The sequence below is a fragment of the Paenibacillus gansuensis genome (assembly GCF_042684925.1).
GTDB lineage: Bacteria > Bacillota > Bacilli > Paenibacillales > DY6 > Paenibacillus_N > Paenibacillus_N gansuensis.
The window spans coordinates 433402-454304 of the sequence record NZ_JBHUME010000002.1; the positions used below are offsets into that span (position 1 = coordinate 433402).

Below are 20903 nucleotides of genomic sequence, written 5' to 3' on the forward strand. Positions count from 1 at the left end.
CCGGGGAAAGCCGGGTGACAAATGCACAATAAATAATCCCGAAGGGCGCAGCCCCCCGGGATTAGCTTTATGTTACAAGTGGGTACGTACCACCTCACCGCGAAGAAAGCCTACCGGTATCTCCAACACCGTTTCTACTTCCTCAGGCGCCTGCACGCTTAAATGGATCACCCGGCCCGCTTCCGTTTCCTCCACCTGCCAAGCTACATCGACCCGGCCGCCTTGAGGCAAAGGCACGGCCCCGCGGGCCCATTTCAGGTCGCATGGCTGCGGCGCTACCGTCACCTTCGTCCACCCAATCTCCGACTGTCGTACCCCGAGAATCGCCGCACCCAGGAAATAAGCAGGGCCGGCCGACCAGGCATGGCAGTGGCTCCGGGTTAACATGGCGGAATTGGCCCGGTTCTCCGCAAAGTTCGGGTACATCTCCCAGCAAGTCGTAGCTTGATATTCCACCATTTGACCGTAATGCTTCCGCATATCCTGCAATAACAGATCAAACCGCCCCAGGTTCTCCAGCGCTTCATAATAAAAGAAAGACATAAACGGGCTGCCAATTTGGATAAAAGAAGGCGGCGGGTCTGCCATATACGCAACCAGACGTTCCCTGCGCTCCCCTTGAGCAACTCCGCTAAGCAGCGCGATTACCTGTGTCTGCATACTGAGAATACCCGACTTCTTTCCATCCGCATGGATACAATCCAGATAAGCCTGCTGTTCCTCCGACCACAAATAACGGTTAACCGCTTCGGCGAGGTGTTCGGCTGCTTGGGCAAACGGTGTTCCTTCGGAACCTTCACCGGCAAGGGAAGCGAGTTCCGAGGCGGCGCGAAGCGTTTTGGCCAAAATCAAGTTCTGATGTGTCACCACCCCATTGTCCGGCTGATCCATCGGAGCCCAATCCAGCAGATTCCACCCTTTGATAAACAATAAGCCGCGGTCGTCCAGCTTTTGCAGATAGTGCTCCAGTGTGTACTTAACGTCCGGCCAAATTTTGGTGGCAAAGCCTGTATCCCCGGTATGCTGCACATACTCCAGACAAGCGGCTGCCCAGAAAAAAGTCCAGTTCGGAATGACGCTGCTCCAGCCGCTCGGCACCTGGTCTCCATAGAGAGGTGTCTGAAATCTTGAGCCGGGCACCAGTTCCAAGCACCTTTTCACAATATCAGTTGCCCCAAACACATAATAATTCACCAACGCCTCATTGCGGCTGTCCCCGACCCAGAACGTCTGCTCATATGCGGGGCAATCGACGAACGTGTCTTCCATGCAAAGTTTGGTCGTATGCTTGCTGATTTCCCAAATCTCATTAAGCAGGGAATCCGAGCTGTGGAACCGGCCGATTTCAGCGACAGGAAACGTGCTTTGCACTGTTTGCACCCCGAAAAGCTTTACCGGACGGGAAGCCCCTCTGACCGTCAGCATAACGTAGCGGAATCCCCGCCGGACAGGGGACTGGTATGTCTGATGCCCTTCTTTGCATACATACCGCAGGACATTGTCCAGCCCGAATGTGTCTTGTCTCCAGCCGTCGCGCATATATTCGAAGCCGTACCAATCCAATACCGTGCCCTGCGGGGCATCCACCTCAAATTGCCAATAGCCTGATCTTTCTTTGCCGAAATCGATAATCAATTCGGTATCCCCGTCGCCGAACAACGGAATTTCCCCAGGCATCCGGTTCGCTATGACGACTGCCTGCAGCTGGCCGGGAACAGGAAGCTGCAAGGTTTCTTTATTCCATAAGGCCCGCACGTATACCGAGTCCTCTGCTGAAAAGGACTCTGGAACCGGCTGTAGCAGAATGCCGCTCTTCTCCACCTCTGGAAGGTTGGCTGCCGTCCGGATCCTGACAAAACTCTCATACTCAGGGAAAGCCTCCTTGTCCAGCGGCTTCTGCCCTCCGAAGCCTGCATAGTCTGCCAGCGGATTGCTTCCTTCCTGATGATCCAGCGTCACAAAGGAAACGAAGGGTCCCGCATAAGCAAAAGGAGTTCCCTGCGTTGTGTCAAGTATAGGGGACAGAACTTCCAACTCCTGGTCCGCATCGATCCCTATGTGGAGACCGTACCCATGGTCCATGCCCAGCAGCTCGAACAGAACCAGATGCTCTCCGGCCGGCAAAGAAACCGTGATATACCTCTCCGGCTGCTCCCCATGCATCTCATCCGGGGAATACCGGACTCCGGCTACGCTAATGCCCCCGAAACCCCAAAAGCCGCCGGTCGTTCCCAACGTGACTTGCCCCGGCTGCTTGATGCTTACGACGGTTACGAGAAATCCTGCGAATCCAGCCTGATTGGCTTGACTGACAATATCCGGTACCAAAAGCGGCCTTACATCCACATAGCCCGCCCATGAAATGGGCTTTACTTTCTTCAGGGACTCTACCCGGACCGGCCACAGGGCCTCTTCCGTTAGAGCCGGTATACCGCTAGGCCGCAGCGACGTCCAAGGCTTCATTCCCGGCTTGCCGATCGCTTTTGCCTGCTGCCAGGAGCTGTCATCATACCCTGACTCTTTCCATGACTCCGGATCCCAAGCTCCTGCGTTGATCCGCTCCGAAAAAGCCAGCTGGCATGACATCCGCGGCGCGCACTTATCGTAAGCTTGATGAAGCGATGTCCTCCAGCTCTCACCGGTTCCTTCCAGCAATACCGTCCGCCCTGCGGCGTCCTGAAGTTCAAGCTGGGCCAGCAGCCCGCCCCTGCCCAACAGATACATGAAGTTGGAAACGCCATAGTGCATGACCAGCACGGCAATCGTATTTTCCGCTCCCCGCTTCAACAAATAAGTTACATCATACCTGTGATATGCCTGCTCTGCCGGCCAGGAACGGACCGGCCCTCTCCCGCACAATTCTCCATTCATATAAACCGCATAGCGGGAATCCGCCGTAATCGAAAAAACCGCATCCTTCCATCCTTCGGCAGGCACTTGAAACTTCCTGCGGAAACAGCGCCACTCATTCCTCGGGCTTGTCTCCGTACCGCCCCATATCCAGGAGGCATTCCATTCCGTTTGGGTTTCATACACAGGCTTTTGCAATTAGATTACCTTCTCTCTATATAAATTGAGTTCTGATAGCCCTATTTTAGCAGGGAAGCGGTTTCTTATAGCGGGGTGTTTAGGACAAAAAGAGGGGTCTATTGGGACGTGTCAAACTTGCATCGGTAACGGGTCCCCGGGAGCCAGCTTTAGCTTCACTAGGGGATAATCTGAAGCGCGGTCAGCTGTAACGGTACTTTCAGGCGTTAGGGCGGTGGACGCTCGGCTGTAACGGTACTTTTGGGCGCTAGGGCGTTGGACGCTTGGCTGTTACGTTACTTTTGGGCGCTAGGGCGTTGGACGCTTGGCTGTTACGTTACTTTTTGGCGCTAGGGCGGTGGACGCTCGGCTGTAACGGCACTTTTGGGCGCTAGGGCGGTGGACGCTCGGCTGTAACGGTACTTTTGGGCGTTAGGGCGGTGGACGCTCGGCTGTAACGGTACTTTTGGGCGCTAGAACGTTGGACGCTCAGTTGTAACGGTACTTTTGGGCGCTAAGCGGTGGACTCTTAGCTGTAACGGTAGTTTTGGGCGCTAGGGCGGGGCTGTATAGTCGAAACCGAATTTTGCGTTCACAGGAATGTCTATAATTTGTTAAAAGCAGCCGCCATCCCCGATAACCCTGGCCACGTCAGCGAGGGAGTTCCTTTCACGATGATCTGTCCCCTTCGTTATTTGTGGTTTACTTTAAAGCCCCAAATGGTGTCCTTCCGGTACCCTGCTGTTGCTTTCAAGACCTCAATTCTACTGTCTTCGGGAACATGCTGCTCCAAAAAAGCCAAATATGCAAGCTCGAACTGAATCTCCATATTGAGCTGGTTGTATTCGCTGGGGTGCTTTTTCAATACGGCTTGATGATGATCCCACATCGGCAGGTCCGCCGCATCCGAAATCCCTGTTAGCTGTCGCTGTGTTAACAACCGCAATCCCTTCCTCGCCCTGCCGAGTTCTCCGTAATTCCGGAGCTTCATTCTTAGGAAGAAACCCGCTGCCAATACAGCCGCCAAAAGTCCCCATGCTAACTCTCCCGTCATATGTATCCTCCTGCCCTTCCTGTCATATGTATTCCCACTGCTCTCTTCTCCTGTCAAAAAGACATGTTGATTTCTTACTAGTATACACGATCAGATAAGCCCGCCGTCAGCCGTTTTCCAAACCGTCCGCAACTTTGCTACAATGGGAATGTTGGTTTACGGAATATCCGAATCAGGCAAAACGAGAACGAGGTGCAGTTCATGATAAACGATACTAAAAAAGTGCTGATCGTGACCGCCGTCGAAGCGGAACGTGATGCCGTGCTGCGGGGCATCCGCAGCACGGGGCAGGAACGCGCCGGCCGCATCGACGTCCTTGCGGCCGGGGTAGGGCCCGCGGCAGCGGCGGCCGGCACCGCGGCAGCGCTAGCCCGCGGCAGCTACGGCCTTGTCGTCAGCGCCGGCATCGCCGGCGGTTACGCGGGCCGCGCGGCGGTGGGCGAGCTGGTCGTCGCCAGCGAGATCGTCGCCGCCGATTTAGGCGCTGAGTCGCCGGAAGGCTTCCTCAGCGTGGACGAGCTGGGCTTCGGATCCGCGCGCATTGCGGCGGACGCGAGCCTGGCCGCCCGGCTGGCCGCAGCGCTTACCGCTGCCGGTCTGCCGGCGCACGCCGGTCCCGTGCTCACGGTATCTACCGTGACCGGGACGGCGGAAACCGCGGCACGCTTGGCGCAGCGCGTGCCGGGGGCCGTGGCCGAAGCCATGGAAGGCTTCGGCGCGGCCTCGGCGGCGAAGCAGTTCGGCGTGCCTTGCGCCGAACTGCGCGCCGTGTCCAATCCGGTAGGCCCGCGCGACCGCGGGGCCTGGCGGATTAAAGAAGCGCTCGCGGCGCTGGAAGCCGCGAGCGCAGCAGCAGCGGAGGTGCTAACATCATGACAAAGCAAGAAACCGCGATGAATATCGCTTATTCCCCGTGTCCTAACGATACGTTCGTTTTCCATGCGATGGTTCACGGTCTCATCCCCGGCTCTCCGGAATGGAACGTAACCTACGCGGACATTGATTTTACCAACGGCTGGGCCGCGGAAGGCAAAGGTCCTGAAGTGCTGAAAATCTCCTATGCCGCCCTGCCTTGGGTACTCGAAGACTATGCCCTGCTTCCTTGCGGGGGCGCGCTGGGCAGAGGCTGCGGTCCGCTCGTTCTCACCGCGGACGGTGCAGCCGATCCCGCCGCTTTGTCCGGCCGGCGAGTCGCCGTACCAAGCGAGCGCTCCACCGCCTACCTCCTGTTCCGGCTGTGGGCGTCCCAAAACGTCCCGGGCGGCGTAGGCGAAATCGTGGTCCTGCCGTTCCACGAAATTATGCCCGCCGTACGCGACGGCAGGGTCGATGCCGGCCTCGTCATTCATGAGGCCCGTTTCACCTACCCGGACTATGGGCTTCAGCTGATGGCTGACATGGGGGAATGGTGGGAGTCCGACACCGGCCTGCCCATCCCCCTTGGCGCCATCATCGCCCGCCGTACGCTGGACACCTCCTCGCTCTCCGCCTGGATCCGCGCCTCGGTGGAATACGCCTGGGCGCATCCGGACGCATCCCGCGACTACGTGATGCAGCACGCCCAGGAGATGGATCCCGAAGTGGCCAAATCCCACATCGGCCTCTATGTTAACAACTTCACCTCGGAACTCGGTGAAGAAGGCTACGCCGCCGTGACGGCACTCCTAAGCCGCGCTATGCTCGAGGGCCTCGTGCCGGAGTTCAACCTGGAATTATTGCACAGATAACACGAAAGTGATGTAAGATACGAACGAACGACCCAAGCGCGCTCACAGTAGCGCGCTTTTCTCTTTCCGGCACATCCTCATTCTCCGTGCCACTCTGGTTGATGGTTCCACTCTTACCGTAACCAATACGGGCGCCATGGCGGGGGAAGAAACCGTACAGCTATATACTCGGGATCATGCGGGTGAAGTAGTGCGGCCTCTCAAAGAGTTCAAAGAGTTCCGCAAAATCCTTCTGCAGCCGGGCGAAAGCCGGGAGGTTGAATTCATATTGAAGGAAGAACAGCTCCGGTATTTCCACACGGATTTGTCGTTCACCAGCGACGCGGGCAGCTTCAGCGTTTTTGTCGGCCCGAACAGCAGGGACACAGCGGAACTGCGGTTTCGGCTAACTCGAAAAAAATAAACGGATATCATAATGGTTCCTTGTACTTTTTTATAGTAAAATATGGTATGTCCAGGTTGTAATCAAGATAGGAGCGAATGCCGTGGTAAGCATTAAAGACATTGCCAAACGAGCGGGCGTTTCCATTTCAACGGTGTCTTACGCGCTGAATGGAAGCCCTAAAGTAACGGATGAAACCGGTGCGAGAATTCTGGCCATCGCCGAAGAACTGAATTATGTTCCGAATGCGGCGGCACGGAATTTAAAGAAACAGGAAACGCGCATTATCGGCGTATTTCTGACCGATTTCAGCGGGGGCTTTTACGGGCAGCTTGTACAGGGCATGAAAGATGTTCTGCACAAGAAAGGTTACGACCTGGTCGTATGCAGCGGCATGCAATCGCACCGGATGCTTCCGGAACGGATGGTAGACGGAGCTATTGTTCTGGATTGGACGTTCGACAGCGGCAAAATGCTGCAGTACGCCGACCGCGGCCATAAGCTGGTGGTCCTGGACCGGGAGCTCGTTCATCCGAATGTCAATCTCGTTCAGCTGGATAACAAAGCAGGCGCGACCCTGGCGGCAGAGTATCTGATTGAGCAAGGCCATCATCATATCTATGTCGTTACAGGCCCCGACAACTCGTTCGACTCCCTTCAGCGGCTGCAAGCGGTACGCCAAACGGTCAAGCGGTACGGCGGCGTAACCCTGACAGAAATCCCCGGTGACTTTAATAAAGGGGCAGGCGAAGCGGCGGCCCGGCAGATTATAGGCGGCTACAACGGCCCTTGCGCTGTCTTTTGCCTCAATGACGAAATGGCGCTCGGTTTCTACAATACAGTGAAATCTACCGAATATAGAATCGGAGAACACATTCATCTGATTGGATTCGATAACATTGAAGTGATGGAGTACACAACCCCAAGACTCGCCACGATCGATTATTCCAAAAAGAAATGGGGCGCCTTGGCGGCCGAACAGCTGCTGAAGCTGTTATCCGGCGAATCCGTGGAGAATGAAAGAATCTATGTCACCCTGGTGAAAGGTGAATCTGTGGGTAAAGTTGCAACTTAGAATGGTTTGGCCAGTAAGCCGCCCGGCGAATGGGCGGCTTGTTTTTGCGTTCAATCCATATCATACGGTCCGGGAGTGAGTTTGACGGTCACTTTTGTTTAAATGGTAGATAGGCTTGGAATATGCGTATGGGTTCCACAGGTTCGGGGAATGCAGATGTAGTAGATACACAAGCTGGACAAGTTTCAGAGGAGTGAAGGCATGGAAAGTTGGTTAGGAGAAGGTTTTCTTTTAGGATTGTTACAGGTGCTGTTCATCAATTTGGTATTGAGCGGCGACAATGCCGTTGTCATAGCGCTGGCCTGCCGGAACCTGGAACCGGTCCAACAGCGGAAAGCGGTGTTCTGGGGCAGCTTCGGAGCGATTGTGCTGCGGATTGTGCTTACTGTTGCGGCGGTATGGATTTTGCGTGTCCCGTTTGTGCAGGCTGCCGGCGGAATTTTGCTGATTTTCCTCGCGCTTCAGCTTATCAAGGGAGACGACGGCCACGATAAACTGAAATCCGGCACGAATATCGGTGAGGCCATCCGCACCATCATTATCGCGGATCTGGTCATGAGCCTGGATAATGTAGTAGCCGTAGCAGGCGCCGCCGGAGGAAACTTGCTCCTCATTGTCGCCGGCCTTGCGATCAGCATTCCTCTGATCATTTGGGGCAGCCAGCTGCTGATGTCGCTCATGAACCGGTTTCCTATTATCGTCTATATCGGGGCTGGATTACTCGGATATACTGCCGGCGAAATGATTGTCACCGATAAGGCCATCCAACCGATTCTCGAGCCCCTAGTGCCCGGCATCGAACATATCGCTCCGGTTTTGCTGGCCGTCATAGTGATCCTGCTGGGACTACGGGCGAAAAGAACCAGGTAACATATTTTGTTCGTGTAGGCGTACAATTCGTCCCTAAATTTACACCATCATATTTGTCCATAAAAAAAGGGAAGCCGGCAGGCTTCCCTTCTTTGCATCGTTCTTACCCAAGACGGGTCAATTCCTTAGGATATGAAGTCAGCACTCTTGCCTGACCGTCTTCTCCAATATAGACATCATCCTCAATCCGGACGCCTCCTACGGATGGAACATAAATGCCCGGCTCGATCGTAAACAGCAGCCCGGGCTCCATGATCAGTCCGTTGTTGCCTGAAATCGACGGTGCCTCGTGAATATCCATCCCGAAGCCGTGTCCTACCCGGTGTGTAAAATACTCCCCGTACCCCAGGCGGCTGATTTCATTTCTGGCCGCATCGTCCAGAACCGAGACCGGCCGGCCGGCCTGGACGGCTGCGATCCCAAGCAGGTTCGCGTTCAGCACCGCATCGTAGATGCTTTCCTGCTCCTTCGTGCCCTCTCCCATCAAAAATGTCCTGGTAATGTCCGAGCAATACCCGTCCGCCTTCACGCCGATATCAATGAGGAGAAACGCATTGTTTTCAATCGGGGTATGGCCGGGCACGCCATGGGGCAGCGCCGAACGGGCACCGGTAAGAACGATGGAATCGAATGAGGGCCTCTCCGCTCCCAACCGCTTCATCTGGAATTCCAACTCGGCCGTCAGCTCCAGCTCCGTCATGCCGGGTACTGCCAGCTTGACTGCGTGGTCCAGCACCTGCTCGACAAGCTTAACGGCATGAACCACTTTACCGATTTCCTGCTCGCTCTTCTTCATCCGCAGCGAGAGAATGAACTCCTCGATATTGTCGAATCCGCAGCCGGGCCAAAGGCCGGCAAACCGTTCTCCCTGCAGCAGCGACACCATATTTTTCTCCAGTCCGATCCTGTGTACGCCGCTCCCTTTTTCACGCTTCAATACCTCATAACCGTCTTCCGTATCGGAAATGCCGACCACCCTCGAAACCGAGCCTTCTTCCTGTGCAGCAGCACGGTCAAGCAAAGGGACAAACAGCGTCTCTTCGCCCGTCCGCCCGTCTACCACATAGGCAAAAAACCGTTCATGAGGATTGCAGTAAAATCCGGTAAAATAATATACGTTGGTCGGCGAAGTGATCACCGCCAGGTCGATGCTGTGTTCGCTCATATATTGAATCAGTGTTGTTTTTCTGTCTGCCGTTGGCATATAGACAGCCCTCCTGCGTCATAGTGTCCCCTATATTATAACTCAAAAAGCTTCCGGCAGCCCTGTACCCGGGTGCATCGGGAAACATGGTATAATGATAGAAACAAAGCATAGAAACACCCGGATAGAAGATGAAGGAGTTTAGCGGAATGAACCTGTTACTAACGCTGGAAGATGAGGAATGGAATAAGCTGGTTGAAGACACAGCCTCTATGTTCGATGACCTTACGTTAAAGCGCGGATATCAATACTATAAACAAGGCCGGGCGGAGCTGATCAAGATGGCCGGCGAAAAGACGGTCAAAGCGGAAGTGAAAGGCAGCGAGCCTTATCTCGTGTCTGTCGATCTCGCCGACCTGGGGCAGAGTTACTGTGAATGCCCGGTACCCCGGGGCTGCAAACATATGGTAGCGGTTCTGCTGGCCATTGCCGAGGAGCAGGGCCGGTCCGTACATCAACTGGCTAACGCCAGATCCGAGCTGGCCCTGATGCAAGCCAAAGCAGCGATTAAAGCGCGCCAGCAGCAGCCTGCGGCCGAGGCGGCGGAACTTACCGAAGCGCAAATCATGCTATTGCCTCAAATGACGGTCGAAGAACGATACGCTTTTATCGTCAAAAGCACGGCTCATCTCCCCGCTCATCTCAGCGGCCTTCATTACGCCAATGCGGTTATGCAGACCTTCGAACCGGCCAGACAACGGCTGGACGCTGATGAGTGGCTGTGGCTGCAAATCCATTTATATCTGTACCTGCTGCAGCATCTGGTCCGCAAACGCACGGAAGAACACAGCTATTATTTTACTTCACGCGGGGTTTACACCGATCAGTCCGTCTCCAATATGATGGAGCTGCTTCAGCGCAAAATCTCGGATGCCCAAGCGTCCGCTTTGTCGGCAGAACGCCGGGCCATGGCGATCGGCACCGCCGCTTTTGTCCGGCAATGTGCGGTTACGGAGCCGAAGGATTTAAGGCATTTTGTCAAAATTTATTTCAGCCTGTGGCGCCACTGGTTCGGGGCAGGAACTAACGACGTGGCAGTCCACCGGGAGGAAATTGAGGCGTTGGAACGGACGGCGGCACATCCCACGGATGCGGAGGAAGCCGGCACCGGAACACAGGCCGTCTCTGCGTTTAATCTGCAGATTGCTTTGGCACTCCAGTATTACTATATCGGGAACGACGACGACTGCTGGGAAGCCCTTCGGGAGGCCGGTCGAGCCGGATCGTTTTCTTCCGATTTCCTGTATTATTTCCTGCACCGGATCAGTGAAAATTCCGAGTGGGAGCGGTTATTTACGTGGTTAAAGGAATTTTCGCCCTTTTTCAAGGGACGGCCCCACAGTGATATGAGGGAATACACCGCTTACTGGGATCTGCTGATCCCTGCGCTGCCTTCTGCAGAACCGGTCTTTTGGGATATTCTCGCCGACATGCTTCCCTACTCTCAGCATATATACGAGGAGAAGCTGTACGAACACGGCAAGTGGAAAGCTTGGATGGATTTTCATTTGTCGATCGCCAGCGACCCGCTGGATTTTAAAGTGAGCGAACTCGCCCCGATCGAGAAGGACGCACCCGAGCTGCTGCTGCCTTTCTACCACCAGGCGGTCGAGCGCTATGTGATCCTCAAAAACAGGCAAAGTTACAAGGCTGCCGTAAAGATGCTGAAACGGCTGGCGAAGCTGTATAAGAAATTAAAGCGGACCGACCGGTGGGAACTGTTTTTGGAAGGCTTCACCATGCGGTACAGCCGGCTCCGGGCCCTTCAGGAAGAGCTGAAGAAAGGAAAGTTAACGGAATGAACTTTTATACCAAACATATAACCCTTCATGCCAAACTGACCGATCAGGGCGATGCGCTGCTATGGGGATCCTCGGAAGACGGCTCTGCGGTGCACGGGCAGTATTTTACGCAGCTTTTGTTTGCCTGGGATGAGGCTACCTTTTACGGGACTTCGCTGGAGCAGAAGCAGGTTCAGGATGTGTATGTCACGCTTCTGCCGGCGGAACGGGTGCTGCCATTTTTCGCGGATCCGAAGCTGCTGGGCTCGGTGCAATGGGGTTGGGACGGAGAAGCGGCACGTCTGGCCGGCGCCGCTCCCCCGCTGATGCGCTTGATGGACGCTGGGCAGCATATCCCGAGTTATGAACGGTTCGTTCAGGGACAGCTTGCCTGGACATGGGACGAGGAGCAGCTGACGGCGGAGGAACGCCTGCTGCTGGAACAGGCCGAGCAGGAGGATGCCGGGTTTACCGGTGCGCTGCAGTCGGCCTTTTCGGCGGCGGTTTCGGAGCGTCATTACGGCAGCGAAGCCGCTTCCGCCGATCTGCGCCGGGAGTTTCCGGCCCTGTTTCAGGGACGCGGAACGGGTGCTGGCCTGGCGATGGCCCGCGGAAAGAATGAGGTGAACGGCGCTGAAAGCCCGGATGCGGTCAGCGGAACGGCAGGCGGTCCGGCGAGCCAGTCGCTGTCAGCCGATGCCGTGCGGTCGACCGCCAGGGACTGGCTGGCCGCCATCGGCTGGCGCGAGGACACCGCGCCGTTCCGGCCGCTGCTGCGGCTGTTGGAGCCGGATGAAGAAGCTCCGGACTGGCGGCTCCAGCTTGTCCTGCAGGACAAGCTGGATGCAGCGGCGCTCTACCCCATCCGCCTGCAAGCGGATGGCACTGCCGCAGGCGCCTGGCCGGGCGCCTGGACCGCGCACGTGCGCGAGCGCGCCGCGGGCTGGCTCGAGCGGCTGCGGGCGTATTTGCCCGCAGCCGCTGCAAGCGCAGCCGAAGGCGGCGCGCTGTTCGCCGAGCCGCTCAGCGATGACGCGGCCTGGCGGTTTCTTACCGCAGACAGCCGCATGCTGATCGCTGCGGGCTGGCAGGTGCTGCTGCCGGCGTGGTGGGAAGCCGTCAGCAAGAAGAAGCCGCGGCTTCGCGCACGCGTCAGCGGCAGCACCGGGCGCGGCGGCTCGCTGTTCGGGCTGAACGCCATCGTCGACTTCGACTGGCGTATTGCGATCGGCGAAGCCGACCTCAGCGAGGCCGAATTCGCCGAGCTTGTCGCCAGGAACTCGCGCCTCGTGCTCTTCCGCGGGCAGTGGATCCAACTGGATCCGGCCCTGCTTACCCAAATGCGCCGGATGATGTCCGGCGTTGATAAAGCCCAAGGCCTCACCTTCCAGGACGTCCTCCAGCTACATCTGCTGGGCGGCGCCGGCGGTGATGCTGACGAGGCTGACGGAGCCGCCCGGGAAGAGCATCTCCGCCTCGAGGTGGAGCTTAGCGAACATTTCGCTAAGCTGATCGCCCAGCTCGGCCAGGCGTCCGAGTGGGCGAAAGTGCCGGTCCCTGCCGGGCTTCGCGCAGAGCTTCGGCCTTACCAGCGCGACGGCTTCGCCTGGCTGGCCTTCCTGCGGCAGTTCGGGCTCGGGGCATGCCTTGCCGACGACATGGGCCTCGGCAAGACGGTGCAGTACATCGCGTACCTCCTCCACATGAAAGAGGCGGCGGCCCTCCCGATTTCCGTAGTTTCCGGCGACAACGAACAAGCACTGCCGGCGGTCCGGGCCTCCCTGCTCATCTGCCCTACATCTGTATTGGGCAACTGGCAGAAAGAGATCGCGCGCTTCGCTCCGGATCTGAACATTTTGCTGCACTACGGAGCCAAACGGGAAAACAGCGAGGATCTTCTAGCCTCCTGCGCCCATGCGGATATTGTTTTAACATCTTACGCAACGGCCCTTCTGGATCAGGACACATTGCAGAGGGTTACCTGGAACTCTATTTGTTTGGATGAAGCCCAAAACATCAAAAATCCGCAAAGCAAGCAATCCTTGGCGGTACGCAGCCTGCATTCCGCTCACCGGGTCGCGCTGACAGGGACGCCGATCGAGAACAGGCTTTCGGAACTTTGGGCCATTTACGATTTTACCAACCCGGGATACCTAGGCAATCAACGGGCGTTCCAGCACAGGTTCGCCAATGCGATCGAGAAGCAGCAGGACCAGCGTAAGACGGAAGAACTGCAAAAACTCGTAAAGCCTTTCATGCTGCGCCGCAAAAAGAAAGATCCTAACATTCAACTCGACCTGCCGGACAAGCAGGAAATGAAAGTATATATCAACCTGACCGCAGAGCAAGGCGCCATGTACGAGCAGACGGTAACGGAGCTGATGGAAAAGATGCAGAAGCTTGAAGGCATCGAGCGCAAAGGGGCTATTTTGTCGGCGCTTACCCGCCTGAAACAGCTGTGCGGCCATCCGGTCCTGCTTACGAAGGAGCCCTTGTCTGAAGCTGCCGGAACTTCTCCGGAACCTTTGTTCAACGAAGCCTTTATTGAACGGTCTGCCAAGCTCGAGCGTCTTCTTGCGATGGTCAAGGAGCTTCGGGAAGAAGGCGATAAATGCCTTATCTTCACCCAGTATATCGGAATGGGCGGCATCATAAAGCGGGTGCTTGAGCAAGAGCTGGATGAACCCGTGCAATACCTGAACGGCAGTACACCGAAGGCCGAAAGGGACCGCATGATCGAACGGTTTCAGTCCCAGGAGGAAGGCCAACCGGGTGTATTCATCCTATCGCTTAAAGCCGGCGGTGTAGGCCTGAACCTTACGGCGGCCAACCATGTCTTTCATTTCGACAGATGGTGGAACCCCGCTGTCGAAAACCAGGCGACGGACCGCGCCTACCGCATGGGCCAAACCCGTGACGTGCAGGTGCACAAATTCATTTCACTGGGCACGCTGGAAGAGAAGATCGACGAGATGCTGGAAAGCAAAATGGCCCTCTCCGAGAATGTGATTTCGACCTCAGAGGGCTGGATCACGGAGCTGTCCAATAACGAACTTCAGGATTTGTTCGCTCTGCGCCAGGAATGGCTGGGATGAGATAAACCTCTCTATTGAGGTCTTTCGAAGCGGAGCGACCGCGTTTATATGTAGGTTACGCGACAAAAAGAAGGCCCGTTTTCATTTTCGAAAAATTATACTTTCTTATGTGGTAACAAACAAAGCCGGGAAGGCCGTCTCCGCAAACGGGGATTTGGTCTTACCCGGCTTTTCCATTGCAGCCGCAGTATGACAAATGACAACAAAGCACCGCATATTTCCTAGGAAATATCGAATCCTGCGCTAGGTCCTTAGGCTTGTGCCGGAGATAACGGTTGTGCAGTGTAAGTAAGGAAAGGGTATAATAGGAAATAGAAAAAAGTTGAGGTGACACCCGGATGGGCGAAAAGCAGCAATCCCTAATCAATTCCGGTTTAGCATCGGAATCCGAATCAGAACCGACGGAAGGTGAACTTCCTGCATATAAACTATGCGGCTACTGTCAGCAGCAGCGGCCGCTAAGCCATTTCATGCGCCGCTCCGGCCGGCGTTCAGGTGCGAACTCAAGACGCGGGGCTTGCCGCACCTGCCGGAAACAGCGCAAAAACAGTGCTGCCGGCGAACAAGCGGCCGTTGTGCCGGCCGCGGCGGCAAAAGCCTCCATAGTCCGCGGTACGTCCGTTCCGGGGATCGGCGAAACACCGCCCCCTCCCCGGCATCCGCATTCACCGGGCTTCCGTGCAGTGCGCCCGCGGCCGCTGGCCGGCGCAGCAGAGCTGGCGCGGGCGCGCGTAGGCGAGCTGCGCCCGACGCGGGCAGGCATCTTGCGCATGCGGGGCCGCACGGACAAAGGCCGCCGCTGGCATCAGGAGACTGACCTCGCGACAGCGGTCAATCTTGTGATGGAACACGCGGCCGTAGTCGTGAATTCCCACACCGTCCGCCGGCTTTTTACGAACCGGTCTTTCAAGCAGTATCTTTTAAAACGGGACCGCTATACCTGCTATTTCTGTGGAAACTATGGCGACACGATCGATCATCTTCTCCCCCGGGCCAAAGGCGGCCATACTACGCCGGTCAACTGCGTATGCGCCTGCAACGAATGCAATCAGTCCAAAGGAAGCAAAGATTTGGACGAGTTTCTGGAATCTCTCGACTGACTCGCCCGGCAACAGCAGAATCTGCCGTTTAAAGTGGGGCGGAACTCTTGGACACTGCAGCTACTTCCGGTCGCATGGAATGGTACTTTTGGGCACTACAGCTACTTCCGGGCGTGTGTAACGGTACTTTTGGGCGTTACAGGTTAGGAGTGTGCGCTGTATCGGTACTTTTGGGCGTTGCAGGATTGGAGTATGTACTGTAACGGTACTTTTGGGCGTTGCAGGGCGGGAGTGTGTGCTGTAACGGTACTTTTGGGCGTTACAGGTTAGGAGTGTGTGCTGTAACGGTACTTTTGGGTGTTGCAGGGCGGAAGTGTGCGCTGTAGCGGTACTTTTGGGCGTTGCAGGATTGGAGTGTGTACTGTAACGGTACTTTTGGGCGTTACAGGTTAGGAGTGTGTGCTGTAACGGTACTTTGGGTGTTGCAGGGCGGAAGTGTGTGCTGTAGCGGTACTTTTGGGCGTTGCAGGATTGGAGTGTGTACTGTAACGGTACTTTTGGGCGTTGCAGGATTGGAGTGTGTGCTGTAACGGTACTTTTGGGTGTTGCAGGGCGGAAGTGTGCGCTGTAACGGTACTTTTGGGTGTTGCAGGGCGGAAGTGTGCGCTGTAGCGGTACTTTTGGGCGTTGCAGGATTGGAGTGTGTGCTGTAACGGTACTTTTGGGTGTTGCAGGATTGGAGTGTGTACTGTAACGGTACTTTTGGGCGTTACAGGTTAGGAGTGTGTGCTATAACGGTACTTTTGGGCATTGCGGCACAGGGGTGCTGCACGTCCCGGCCGCTATGCGGGTCCGGACCGATGGACGGCGTGCCGCAAGCTTGTCAAGCCCGTACCTACCAGTCCGCGACCCTTTACCGGCTGGCGGAAGTGGGCTCGGTTCGTTTCAACCGGTCACCCTATCGACCTGTGACCGGCTTCCCCCTTATTTAATTCCTGAATGAAATTCTCCACATGCTCGTATTTGGCGGTTGCTTCATAAATATGATAGCCGTTCCTTCCGTTTCCTTTCACCCGATAAAGCGCGATGTCCGCCTGTTTCAGCAAGGTCGGGGTATCCTCGTCCCTTTTTCGGACAGCCACGCCGATACTTGCACTGATATAAAGTTCCCGTCCGTTCACAGTGAAGGGCTGATGGAACAGCTCTTTAATGAAGCGCGCACCGTCCCCCGGTCCCTGCTTTTTCTGCATGTACGCCACAATGAACTCATCCCCTCCCAAGCGGATCAGCTCAGCCTCGGAGCCAAATCTGTCTTTCAAGCGTCCTGCCGCTTCCATCAGCAAAAGATCTCCGGCATCGTGTCCGAACGTATCGTTAATATTCTTGAAATTATCCAAATCGAATAAATAAAGAACGTCAGGCTGCTGCACATGCTCGAGCAAATATCTGCGGTTATACAGCTTCGTTAAATCATCCTGATAAGCATAATGGTGAAGCTGCTCCTCGTATTGCTTCCGCTCCGTAGTTTCCCGGGTAACACTGATAATATGCGTAATATTACCCTCAGCATCCATGATCGGCGTGAGAATGCTCTCCCCGCTGAAGGAACCGTTTGGCATCAGGATGCCGTCCTCAAATTTAATGCTCTTGCGCTTGTCCAGCACGTTGGAGTATTTCTTGTGAAGATACTCGGCCATCTCAGGCTGATTGATTTCCCCGAACGACATGCCTGCCGCGTCCATAGTAATCCCGCTGAACCTGGTGGCCGACCGGTTCACATATTCATAACGGAAAGTTCCGTTATCGACCCTCATAATATAGATGGAATCCTCTATTACATCCAGCATATGCGGAAGCAGCCGAGCCAGCTGCGCCATCATGGATTGATCGGTCATTCCCTTGCTCCTTTACAACAGTAAACGCCTGAAATGCTATCTACATTAAGTATAAAACAAGGCAGTCGAATGTAAAGAAATTTGTAAATTTCGCGTGTCTCCGGCTGCAAAATTAAGCAGTCCCTCCCCTTCCTCAACAAAATTCGATAATATCTTGCGTTTTTCGCGTTTTTAGGAAGGATTTTCTGAGCATTTTGTAGAAACTGTACCGTTACAAGTAAGATCGATAGGTAAAGAGGTGGAACGATGAAGTTATGGTATATACTTGCCGTTTGCTGTGCTCTTCTGGCGGCCTGCGGAAACGGGGACTCCAAGACAGCGGACACGGCTGAAGCTCATGAGCGGTATAAGCCTAAAATGGGTGTCGACGTGAAAGTGGAAGGAAATAAGGCTACGGTTACCGTGGACACGGATATGAAAATTTCGCCGGAACATTACGGACAAGCCCGCAAAGAAGGCGAAGGCCACATTCATATGTATTTGAATAACGGGGACAAGATCGGCGTAAAAGACGGCATCTATGTCTTCAACGATTTACCGCCGGGAACGTATACGTTGAAAATCTCCCTTCATAATAACGATCACACGCCTTATGATGTAACCGATCTGATTCATTTTGACATCAAATAAAACGCCCGGGAGAGCTGTCCTGTGTTTCGTAAATTAAGTTTGCAGAACCGTGTTCTGATTCTGGTCTCGTCCGTTACCATTCTGACTATGTCTGTGATCGTCGGGTTCGACTCCTACAGCCTGCAGCGATCCGTAGAAGAAACCTACGTGAGCCAGCTTGAGGGGATGACCACCGCCATTAACGGCAGATATGAAGAATCCCATTCTTTTAAGGACGTACAGCAAATATTCGATTATATACAATACAAAAATTCCAAAGTCCTGCAGCTCACTTTGTACGGCCAGAATGAAGTCCACGCCTCTACGGACCGGTCACGTATAGGAGACAAAACCCCGATCGGACTGATTAGACAGATGGAAAAGGATCAGGCTACGGTTATCCACCTGCATGACCCTGCAACGGAAATCCCGATAGACCGCCTTACAGCTCCGCTGAAAGAAGACGGCGCCACGATTGGTGCGATTGAACTTATCCTTGATACCTCCGAGAATTACGCGCTCGTCCGGAACAGGATAACATTCAACATTGCGGTTGCTCTGACCAGTACGGCACTGCTGCTTATTGCACTTTGGTTTATCATCCGCAAGCTGGTGATCCATCCGCTGCTTCGGATCCGAGCTGCAGCCGTCTCCGTGAAACAAGGAGTTCCATACGATGATATCACCTTGCACTCCAGCCAGGAGCTCGAAGAAGTGGCGACGGCTTTCAATGAAATGGTTCATGATCTGGAAGGCCGGTATAGAGAGCTTCAGGAGGCCATGACTACAATTCAGGAGGCACAAAAGCAGCTGGTGGAGTCTGAGAAAATGGTAGCGCTGGGCAGCTTGGTGGCAGGGGTTTCGCATGAAATCAACACGCCCATCGGGATCGGTGTGACTGCAGCTTCCTTTTTAGATGAGAAATCTAGGGATTTCCTGAAGCTGTATCAGCAAAACCAGATGAAACGGTCCGATCTTGATGAATACTTGAAGACAGTCAGCGAAACAACAGGCATGATCCAGAGCAATCTGCAGCGGGCTTCCGAACTGGTCAAAAGCTTCAAACAGGTGGCAGTAGACAGCTCCGCCCATGTGAAGCGCAAATTTCTTGTAAAAGCATATGTCGAAGAGGTACTGAAGAGCCTGCAGCCTCAATTGAAGAAAAAGAAACATACGATTTCGGTGAAAGGTGACGCAGGACTTGAGCTATACACCGATCCGGGCGTGATATCCCAGATCTTGACGAATTTTATCATGAACTCTTTAATTCACGCATACAGCAATGACGATCAGGGCCAAATGGTTATCGAAGTTACCCGGGCCCCCGGTTATGCCCTGCTGCATTATTCCGATGACGGCAAAGGCATGACACCTGAAGTGCTCGCACAGATCTTCGATCCGTTCTTTACGACTAACCGAAGCAGCGGCGGCACCGGACTCGGCATGCACATTGTGTACAATCTGGTGACCCAATCGCTGGGCGGAACGATCAGCTGCGAAAGCCATGCAGGCAAGGGCACCGACTTTACGATCCAGATACCTATGAATGAGGGATGATACCATGGCTAATGAACATCTAGACGACCTGCTTCTTTTTGCCGATGAGGACCCCGCTGAACATGGCGGCAGCAGCGAACCCTCACGGTCGGAAGAGAAATGGAAAATCATCATTGTCGATGACGAGCGGGAGATTCACCATCTGACCTCTCTGGTGCTGAACGATTTTGAATTCGACGGGAAGCGGCTGGAGTTTCTAAGCGCTTTTACCGAAGCGCAAGCTTGCACTGTTATCCGCGAGAACCCGGACACGGCCATCATTCTGCTGGATGTGGTGATGGATCAGGACGATTCGGGCCTAAAAATCGTGAAATATATAAGAGAGGAACTGCAGTATCATGCAGTCCGTATCATCCTGCGCACGGGCCAGCCCGGTCAAGCGCCGGAGAAAGTCGTCATTTCGAATTATGATATCAACGATTATAAAGAGAAAACGGAGCTGACTTCGCAGAAATTGTACACCACGGTCATGGCAGCCCTCCGTTCTTATCGCGATATTACAGTCATAGAGAACAATAAGGTGGGCCTGGAACGGATCATTACGGCTTCTGCCGCCCTGTTCGAGCCCAAGTCGATGAAGAATTTCGCTACAGGTGTGCTTACCCAATTGACCTCCATTCTGAATCTTCATAAGAATGCCCTTCACTGCAACAGCTTCGCGGTGACGAAAGGCCAGGAGGAAATCTACATATTAGCAGCTACGGGAGACTACCACGATTACGATGAAAACCGGCGCATCGACGAAATTGTCCCCACGCTGGTCTTACAGAACATCGAGCAGGCGTTCCGTTCCAAGCAAAGCGAGTTCCGGGATAATCATTTTGTCTGCTATTTTCAGAGCAAAACCGGTATGGAGAACGTCATCTACTTCGAAGGCGTCCATTCCCTGACCGAATGGAACCGATATTTGATTGAAATTTACTGCTCCAACGTTTCCGCAGCCTTCGAGAACATCTACCTCAACGAAGAGGTGGAGAATGCTTCCAAGGAAATTATCTTTACGCTGGGCGAAATTGTGGAAACCAGGTCTCAGGAAACCGGCAATCATGTCAAAAGAGTAGCGGAATACTCCAAGCTGCTGGCCCTCAAGTACGGCCTGCCGGAAGACGAAGCGGAGCTGGTGCGGATGGCTTCCTCTATGCATGACGTAGGGAAAGTTGCCATCCCAGATGCCATCCTGAACAAGCCGGGCAAGCTGACGCCGGAGGAATTCGACACGATCAAAAACCATTCCACCTACGGCTACGAAATGTTGAAGTCGTCCAACCGCAGCATCATTAAAGCGGCGGCGATCATCGCCCACCAGCATCATGAGAAATATAACGGCACAGGATACCCGAACGGGTTAGCCGGCGAGGAGATTCACATTTACGGCCGGATTACGGCCTTAGCCGATGTGTTCGACGCACTAGGCAGCGACAGAGTCTATAAGAAAGCTTGGCCGCTGGAAGATATTCTGCAGCTGTTCCGCAAAGAGCGCGGAGAACACTTCGATCCGGTGCTGGTAGACTTATTCTTCGAGAATCTGCCGGGAATTCTGAATATCCGCGATAAGTATGCGGATGTCAGCCGGAACTGATTTATACG

General features: G+C 54.7%; 14 protein-coding genes and 1 pseudogene. 11 read left to right on the plus strand and 4 right to left on the minus strand.

Annotation, left to right across the window (positions count from 1 at the left end):
- Nucleotides 1–72 precede the first annotated feature (72 nt).
- Together ACFSUF_RS02185 and ACFSUF_RS02190 are read right to left on the minus strand one after the other, a co-directional pair.
- The gene (locus tag ACFSUF_RS02185; protein WP_377599649.1) at nucleotides 73–3048 is read right to left on the minus strand and encodes a family 78 glycoside hydrolase catalytic domain; all 2976 of its coding nucleotides are present in this window, start codon (nucleotides 3046–3048) and stop codon (nucleotides 73–75) included.
- A gap of 670 nt (nucleotides 3049–3718) precedes the next feature.
- Nucleotides 3719–4081: a hypothetical protein gene (locus ACFSUF_RS02190; protein ID WP_377599651.1), complete on the minus strand. Its 363-nt coding sequence runs from the start codon at nucleotides 4079–4081 to the stop codon at nucleotides 3719–3721.
- Nucleotides 4082–4282: 201 nt separating this feature from the next.
- Here ACFSUF_RS02190 and ACFSUF_RS02195 point away from each other — a divergent pair, with 201 nt between their 5' ends.
- The 5 genes and pseudogenes from ACFSUF_RS02195 to ACFSUF_RS02215 all read left to right on the plus strand — a co-directional run bounded on the left by ACFSUF_RS02195 (nucleotide 4283) and on the right by ACFSUF_RS02215 (nucleotide 8135).
- On the plus strand, nucleotides 4283–4957 hold the full coding sequence (locus ACFSUF_RS02195) for a futalosine hydrolase (RefSeq protein ID WP_377599654.1): 675 nt from the start codon (nucleotides 4283–4285) through the stop codon (nucleotides 4955–4957).
- Nucleotides 4958–4974: 17 nt separating this feature from the next.
- Nucleotides 4975–5808 (plus strand): 1,4-dihydroxy-6-naphthoate synthase, encoded by an 834-nt coding sequence (locus ACFSUF_RS02200; RefSeq protein ID WP_377600223.1) that lies wholly within the window; start codon nucleotides 4975–4977, stop codon nucleotides 5806–5808.
- A gap of 109 nt (nucleotides 5809–5917) precedes the next feature.
- Nucleotides 5918–6211 (plus strand): annotated as a pseudogene (locus ACFSUF_RS02205) (fibronectin type III-like domain-contianing protein); the annotation flags it as partial.
- A gap of 82 nt (nucleotides 6212–6293) precedes the next feature.
- On the plus strand, nucleotides 6294–7265 hold the full coding sequence (locus tag ACFSUF_RS02210; protein WP_377599656.1) for a LacI family DNA-binding transcriptional regulator: 972 nt from the start codon (nucleotides 6294–6296) through the stop codon (nucleotides 7263–7265).
- A 201-nt stretch (nucleotides 7266–7466) separates the two neighbouring features.
- The gene (locus ACFSUF_RS02215; RefSeq protein WP_377599658.1) at nucleotides 7467–8135 is read left to right on the plus strand and encodes a TerC family protein; all 669 of its coding nucleotides are present in this window, start codon (nucleotides 7467–7469) and stop codon (nucleotides 8133–8135) included.
- 103 nt (nucleotides 8136–8238) lie between these two features.
- On the opposite strand, the gene ACFSUF_RS02220 is transcribed toward ACFSUF_RS02215, so the two are convergent.
- Nucleotides 8239–9339, minus strand: coding sequence for a M24 family metallopeptidase (locus ACFSUF_RS02220; RefSeq protein ID WP_377599660.1), 1101 nt, complete (start codon nucleotides 9337–9339; stop codon nucleotides 8239–8241).
- 149 nt (nucleotides 9340–9488) lie between these two features.
- Between ACFSUF_RS02220 and ACFSUF_RS02225 the strand changes: the two genes are divergently transcribed.
- The 3 genes from ACFSUF_RS02225 to ACFSUF_RS02235 all read left to right on the plus strand — a co-directional run bounded on the left by ACFSUF_RS02225 (nucleotide 9489) and on the right by ACFSUF_RS02235 (nucleotide 15315).
- Entirely contained in the window at nucleotides 9489–11141 is a 1653-nt protein-coding gene (locus ACFSUF_RS02225; protein WP_377599662.1) for an SWIM zinc finger family protein, read from the plus strand.
- The gene (locus ACFSUF_RS02230; RefSeq protein WP_377599664.1) at nucleotides 11138–14215 is read left to right on the plus strand and encodes a DEAD/DEAH box helicase; all 3078 of its coding nucleotides are present in this window, start codon (nucleotides 11138–11140) and stop codon (nucleotides 14213–14215) included. Before ACFSUF_RS02225 ends, ACFSUF_RS02230 begins: the two co-directional genes overlap by 4 nt.
- 338 nt (nucleotides 14216–14553) lie before the next feature.
- On the plus strand, nucleotides 14554–15315 hold the full coding sequence (locus ACFSUF_RS02235) for an HNH endonuclease (RefSeq protein WP_377599666.1): 762 nt from the start codon (nucleotides 14554–14556) through the stop codon (nucleotides 15313–15315).
- A gap of 893 nt (nucleotides 15316–16208) precedes the next feature.
- Here ACFSUF_RS02235 and ACFSUF_RS02240 read toward each other — a convergent pair.
- Nucleotides 16209–17150: a diguanylate cyclase domain-containing protein gene (locus tag ACFSUF_RS02240; protein ID WP_377599668.1), complete on the minus strand. Its 942-nt coding sequence runs from the start codon at nucleotides 17148–17150 to the stop codon at nucleotides 16209–16211.
- A 246-nt stretch (nucleotides 17151–17396) separates the two neighbouring features.
- Between ACFSUF_RS02240 and ACFSUF_RS02245 the strand changes: the two genes are divergently transcribed.
- Genes ACFSUF_RS02245 through ACFSUF_RS02255 form a run of 3 tightly spaced genes read left to right on the plus strand, consistent with a single transcriptional unit; the run spans nucleotide 17397 to nucleotide 20895 of the window.
- Nucleotides 17397–17780 carry a carboxypeptidase-like regulatory domain-containing protein gene (locus ACFSUF_RS02245; protein WP_377599670.1) on the plus strand — a complete coding sequence of 128 codons (384 nt, stop codon included), beginning with the start codon at nucleotides 17397–17399 and terminating at the stop codon, nucleotides 17778–17780.
- Nucleotides 17781–17801: 21 nt separating this feature from the next.
- A complete protein-coding gene (locus ACFSUF_RS02250; RefSeq protein ID WP_377599672.1) occupies nucleotides 17802–19316 on the plus strand; it encodes a sensor histidine kinase in 1515 nt (504 codons plus the stop codon).
- Nucleotides 19317–19320: 4 nt separating this feature from the next.
- Nucleotides 19321–20895: a DUF3369 domain-containing protein gene (locus tag ACFSUF_RS02255; RefSeq protein WP_377599674.1), complete on the plus strand. Its 1575-nt coding sequence runs from the start codon at nucleotides 19321–19323 to the stop codon at nucleotides 20893–20895.
- Nucleotides 20896–20903: the final 8 nt, after the last annotated feature.

Coding starts and splice junctions, on each gene's coding strand:
- ACFSUF_RS02255 (WP_377599674.1), top strand. CDS start 19,321: ATGGCTAATGAACATCTAGACGACCTGCTTCTTTTTGCCGATGAGGAC.
- ACFSUF_RS02195 (WP_377599654.1), top strand. CDS start 4,283: ATGATAAACGATACTAAAAAAGTGCTGATCGTGACCGCCGTCGAAGCG.
- ACFSUF_RS02190 (WP_377599651.1), bottom strand. CDS start 4,081: ATGACGGGAGAGTTAGCATGGGGACTTTTGGCGGCTGTATTGGCAGCG.
- ACFSUF_RS02240 (WP_377599668.1), bottom strand. CDS start 17,150: ATGACCGATCAATCCATGATGGCGCAGCTGGCTCGGCTGCTTCCGCAT.
- ACFSUF_RS02230 (WP_377599664.1), top strand. CDS start 11,138: ATGAACTTTTATACCAAACATATAACCCTTCATGCCAAACTGACCGAT.
- ACFSUF_RS02200 (WP_377600223.1), top strand. CDS start 4,975: ATGAATATCGCTTATTCCCCGTGTCCTAACGATACGTTCGTTTTCCAT.
- ACFSUF_RS02220 (WP_377599660.1), bottom strand. CDS start 9,339: ATGCCAACGGCAGACAGAAAAACAACACTGATTCAATATATGAGCGAA.
- ACFSUF_RS02225 (WP_377599662.1), top strand. CDS start 9,489: ATGAACCTGTTACTAACGCTGGAAGATGAGGAATGGAATAAGCTGGTT.
- ACFSUF_RS02235 (WP_377599666.1), top strand. CDS start 14,554: ATGGGCGAAAAGCAGCAATCCCTAATCAATTCCGGTTTAGCATCGGAA.
- ACFSUF_RS02245 (WP_377599670.1), top strand. CDS start 17,397: ATGAAGTTATGGTATATACTTGCCGTTTGCTGTGCTCTTCTGGCGGCC.
- ACFSUF_RS02215 (WP_377599658.1), top strand. CDS start 7,467: ATGGAAAGTTGGTTAGGAGAAGGTTTTCTTTTAGGATTGTTACAGGTG.